Source organism: Acidimicrobiales bacterium (assembly GCA_036273495.1).
Taxonomy (GTDB): Bacteria; Actinomycetota; Acidimicrobiia; order Acidimicrobiales; family JAJPHE01; genus DASSEU01.
The window spans coordinates 1-4,208 of the sequence record DASUHN010000282.1 but is presented as its reverse complement, the minus strand read 5'-3'; the positions used below and the strand labels follow the sequence as shown (position 1 = coordinate 4,208).

At 71.9% G+C, this 4,208-nt stretch carries 5 protein-coding genes; all 5 read left to right on the top strand.

Annotated elements, in window-relative coordinates; genetic code table 11:
* Positions 1-530 (top strand): hypothetical protein (locus VFW24_12055; protein HEX5267497.1); only part of this gene is annotated, 530 nt, incomplete at its 5' end.
* Positions 531-533: 3 nt separating this feature from the next.
* Entirely contained in the window at positions 534-1,127 is a 594-nt protein-coding gene (locus tag VFW24_12050; protein ID HEX5267496.1) for a hypothetical protein, read from the top strand.
* A gap of 29 nt (positions 1,128-1,156) precedes the next feature.
* On the top strand, positions 1,157-2,371 hold the full coding sequence (locus tag VFW24_12045) for a CoA transferase (GenBank protein ID HEX5267495.1): 1,215 nt from the start codon (positions 1,157-1,159) through the stop codon (positions 2,369-2,371).
* Between the two features lie 111 nt (positions 2,372-2,482).
* Positions 2,483-3,712, top strand: a complete 1,230-nt coding sequence (locus VFW24_12040; GenBank protein HEX5267494.1) for a cytochrome P450 — start codon at positions 2,483-2,485, stop codon at positions 3,710-3,712.
* Positions 3,713-3,760: 48 nt separating this feature from the next.
* Positions 3,761-4,208: TetR/AcrR family transcriptional regulator (locus tag VFW24_12035; protein ID HEX5267493.1), on the top strand; the 448-nt coding region annotated here is incomplete at its 3' end.

The window sequence follows — 4,208 nt, the reverse complement described above, 5'->3', positions numbered from 1 at the left end:
CGGTGAAGCTGATCGACCCGGTGACGACGGTCGGGGCCGGGGCGGCGTCGGCCGACTCGGGAGGCCTGGAGGTGACCATCGACCGCCAGCTGCCCGCCACCGGGGTGCCGGGCGTGCCCGCCATCTCGATCCCGGGCCAGCCGCCGGTCCCCGTCGGCACCCCGCCGGCGCCGCTGCACATCGAGGTGGTGTACGGCGGGGCCAAGGTGTCCGCCGAGGCCACGACCGCCCCTGCGTTCGCCGGCCTCCCCACTCCGGCGCTGGCCCCGCCCGCCGCCACAGCCGGCACGGGTTCGAGCGGGCCCGCCGCCGCCGGGCCGGACCTGGGCGCCGGCTCCCTGACGTCCCCGGCGGCGACGACGGGCGGGATCTCCGGCCCGGGCGCGGCGCCGTCGCTCCAACCGGTCCGCGCCACGTCGGGAGTGCCGGCGCCGGTCGGGTGGATAATCGCGGGCGTGCTGGCCAGCCTGGTGCTGGCCGGCCCGCTGTTCGGCTACGCCCGCTGGCAGCTGCTCGAGGGGAGGATCTGAACCGTGACCGCGCCCGAGGACCTGGCCACCCGCCCCGACGGGAAGGGCCGCTCTCCCGCCGAGATCCTGGCGGCGGCGGCCGGGCGCTTCACCCACCTCGACCTGCGCAACACATGGCAGGTGGCCGCCGGGTCGCTCCTCGTGCCCCTCGGCGTGGTGGTCATCCTCATCGCCTGGTACGGCGCCGCCCACGCCTCGGTGGTGCAGCAGCAGATCCCGTACCTGGTCAGCGGCTCGTTCGTGGGGCTGGGGCTGATGATCGTCGGCGGCCTGATGTACTGGGCCCACTGGCTGTACCGGATCTACGACCAGGCCGACCTGCACCACGCGGAACGGCTGGCCCGGGACCAGCAGCTGTTCCAGCTCCTCGAAGCAGCCCTGGCTGGCCGGGCCCCGGCGTCTCCCGCCGCGGCCGTCCCGGTCCCGGCGGCTGCGTCCACCGGGGCGGGGGAGCTGGTGGCCACCGCCACGGGCACCAACGTGCACCGGGCCGACTGTCCGGTGGCGGTGCGCCATCCCGAGGGCCTTCAGCGGCTGACCGCCGACGATGCGACGGGACGGCCACCGTGCCGCATCTGCCGGCCGTTCGACGACTAGACGACAGACCCAGACAGAAGGAGCTCGGAGTGGTCCGAATCATGGAGGGCATACGCGTACTCGAGGTGGCGGCGTGGACCTACGTCCCGTCGGCGGGAGCGGTCCTGGCCGAATGGGGGGCCGACGTGATCAAGATCGAGCATCCCGACTCCGGTGACCCCCAACGGGGGCTGGTCAACTCGGGCCTGGTCCCGTCCGGACCGGGCGGGGTCAACCACATGATCGAGCTGCCCAACCGGGGCAAGCGCTCGGTGGCCATCGACCTCAAGTCCCCGGACGGGCGCCAGCTCCTCCTCGAGCTGGCCGGGCGCTCCGACGTGTTCCTCACCAGCTTCCTGCCCCAGGTCCGCCGCTCGCTCGGCATCGACGTCGAGGACATCCGCGCCGCCAATCCGAACATCATCTACGTGCGCGGCTCGGGTCAGGGTCAGCGCGGTCCCGAGGCGGAGAAGGGCGGCTTCGACGGGGCCTCGTTCTGGTTCCGCGCCGTGGCCGACATCCTGACGCCGGAGGGGGAGTGGCCGATACCCCCGGCCGGCCCCGCCTTCGGGGACCTGCTGGGCGGCATGACCATCGCCGGCGGGATCTGCGCCGCCCTGTTCCACCGGGAGCGCACCGGTGAGGCGCTGGTCGTGGACAACTCGCTGCTGAGCACCGCCATGTGGGCCACCGGCGCCAGCATCCTGGCGGCCGGGATGTTCGGCATCTCCAAGCTCCCGCGCGGCGACCGCACCGCCGGGCCCAACCCGCTCGTCAACACCTATCGGACCGGGGACGGCCGCTTCCTCTCGCTGATGATGCTGCAGGGGGACCGCTTCTGGCCCGAGCTGGTCAAGGCGCTCGGGCGCCCCGAGCTCGCCGACGACCCCCGCTTCGCCGACGGCGCCACGCGCTTCGAGAACCGGAGGGAGTGCGTCGGGGTGCTGGACGAGATCTTCGCCACTCGCTCCCTGGCCGAGTGGCGGGAGGTGCTGGCCCAGGTCGAGGGGGTGTGGGCGCCGGTGCAGACCGCCGGGGAGCTGCTCGAGGACCCCCAGGCGGCCGCCAACGGCTACATCACCGAGCTCACCCATTCGGGGGGCACCCGCTTCCGCATGGTGCCGTCCCCGCTGCAGTTCGACGAGCAGCCCGGGGAGCTCACGCCCGCCCCCGAACACGGGGAGCACACCGACGAGGTCCTCCAGGAACTGGGCCTGGACATGGACCGGATCCTGGACCTCAAGGTCAAGGGCGCCATCCTCTGACCGGCCCGGGCGGCGGTTGGACCCGACAGCACACATATGACATAATCAGCTGATCGTGTTCAATGGGGGCCGCCACGGCGGGGCGGCTCACCCAGCCGGGGAGGGGATCGGATGACCAAGGCCGACGCGGCGCCGTCGATCGACTACACGAAGGAGGGCTGGTCCTTCCAGCTCTTCGCCGACCAGGACTTCGCCCGGGACCCCCGGCGGTACTACGAGGAGATGCGCCAGGGGGCGCCGTGCCGGGACGACATGGTGATCCCGGGCCAGAAGCCGTCGGTGGTCTTCACCCGCCACGAGGACGTGGAGTACGTGCTGCGCAACCCGCAGCTCTTCTCCTCCCAGTTCGGGGAGGGGATGGGCGGCATCGGCAACGACCGGCCGCTGATCCCGCTGCAGATCGACCCCCCCGACCACAAGAAGTACCGGGTGCTGCTCGATCCCTACTTCGCCCCTCGCGAGATGGCCAAGTTCGAGGGTGAGGTTGCGTCGCTCGCCAACCAGCTGATCGACGCCTTCGCCGACAAGGGGGAGTGCGACTTCACCGAGGACTTCGCCGTGCCGTTCCCGTGCACCGCGTTCCTCCGCCTGGTGGGCCTGCCCACCGAGGACCTCGACCACTTCCTCCACATCAAGGAGGGGATCGTCCGGGGCTGGGGGGAGCACGACTTCGAGAAGGCGGCCCAGAACCGCGTCGCCGCGGGCAAGGAGTGCTACGAGTACTTCGAGAAGGCCCTGGACGAGCTGGAACGCAACCGCGGCGACGGCCTGCTGTCGCGACTGCTCGACGCCGAGGTCGACGGGATGAAGCTGACCCGCCAGGAGATCCTCGACATCTGCTACCTGTTCATCATCGCCGGGCTCGACACGGTGACCGACAGCCTGTGCTGCTTCTTCGTCCATCTGGCCGAGCACCCCGAGGACCGCGAGCGGATCGGGGCCGATCCCGCCGTGATCCCGACGGTGGTCGAGGAGCTGCTCCGCTGGGAGTCCCCGGTGGCCGGGGTGGCCCGGGTGGCCGCCCAGGACACCGAGGTGCGCGGGTGCCCGGTGCACAAGGGTGACTCGCTGCTGGTGTTCGTGGGGGCGGCCAACACCGATCCCGACGGGATCCAGGACGCCGACCGGGTCGACTTCGGCCGGGAGGTGAACCGGCACATGGCCTTCGGTGGAGGCATCCACCGCTGCCTGGGCTCTCACCTGGCCCGCCTCGAGCTGCGGGTGGCGTTGCGGGAGTGGCACCGGCGCATCCCCTCGTACCGCATCCGGCCGGGGGCGGACCTGCTGTGGACGCCGATGCTCCGGGCCGTACACAGCCTGCCGCTGGAGTTCGTCGGCTGAGAAGGACCCCTTCCCGGGCGACCAGCCCGGGATAGCGTCTCCCCGGCGATGACGGGAGAGCTGATTCCCGAGACACGGGACCGGATCCTCGAGGGCGCCCTCCAGGCGATGGGCCGCGTGGGCCTGCGCCGCCTGACAATGGCGGACGTGGCCACGGTCGCCCGCCTGTCGCGGGGCACGGTCTACCGGTACTTCCCCTCCAAGGAGGACCTGCTGGCGGTCCTGGCCGAGTACGAGCGGGACCGGTTCTCCGAGGGCCTCCGGCGCTCGCTGGCGGACGAGAAGGGAAGGCCCGGCCTCGAGGCCCTGGCCGAGTACCTCATGAAGTACCTGCGGGAGCATCCCGCCCTGACCCTCATGATCGACACCGAGCCGGCGTTCGTCCTCGGCTTCTTCCGCCAGCAGCTGCCCGTGTTCCACGACATAGCCGACGACCTGCTCGGGGAGCCCATGGAGCAGGCCCCACCGGTCCGGGACGGCCGGGTCACGGTGGCCG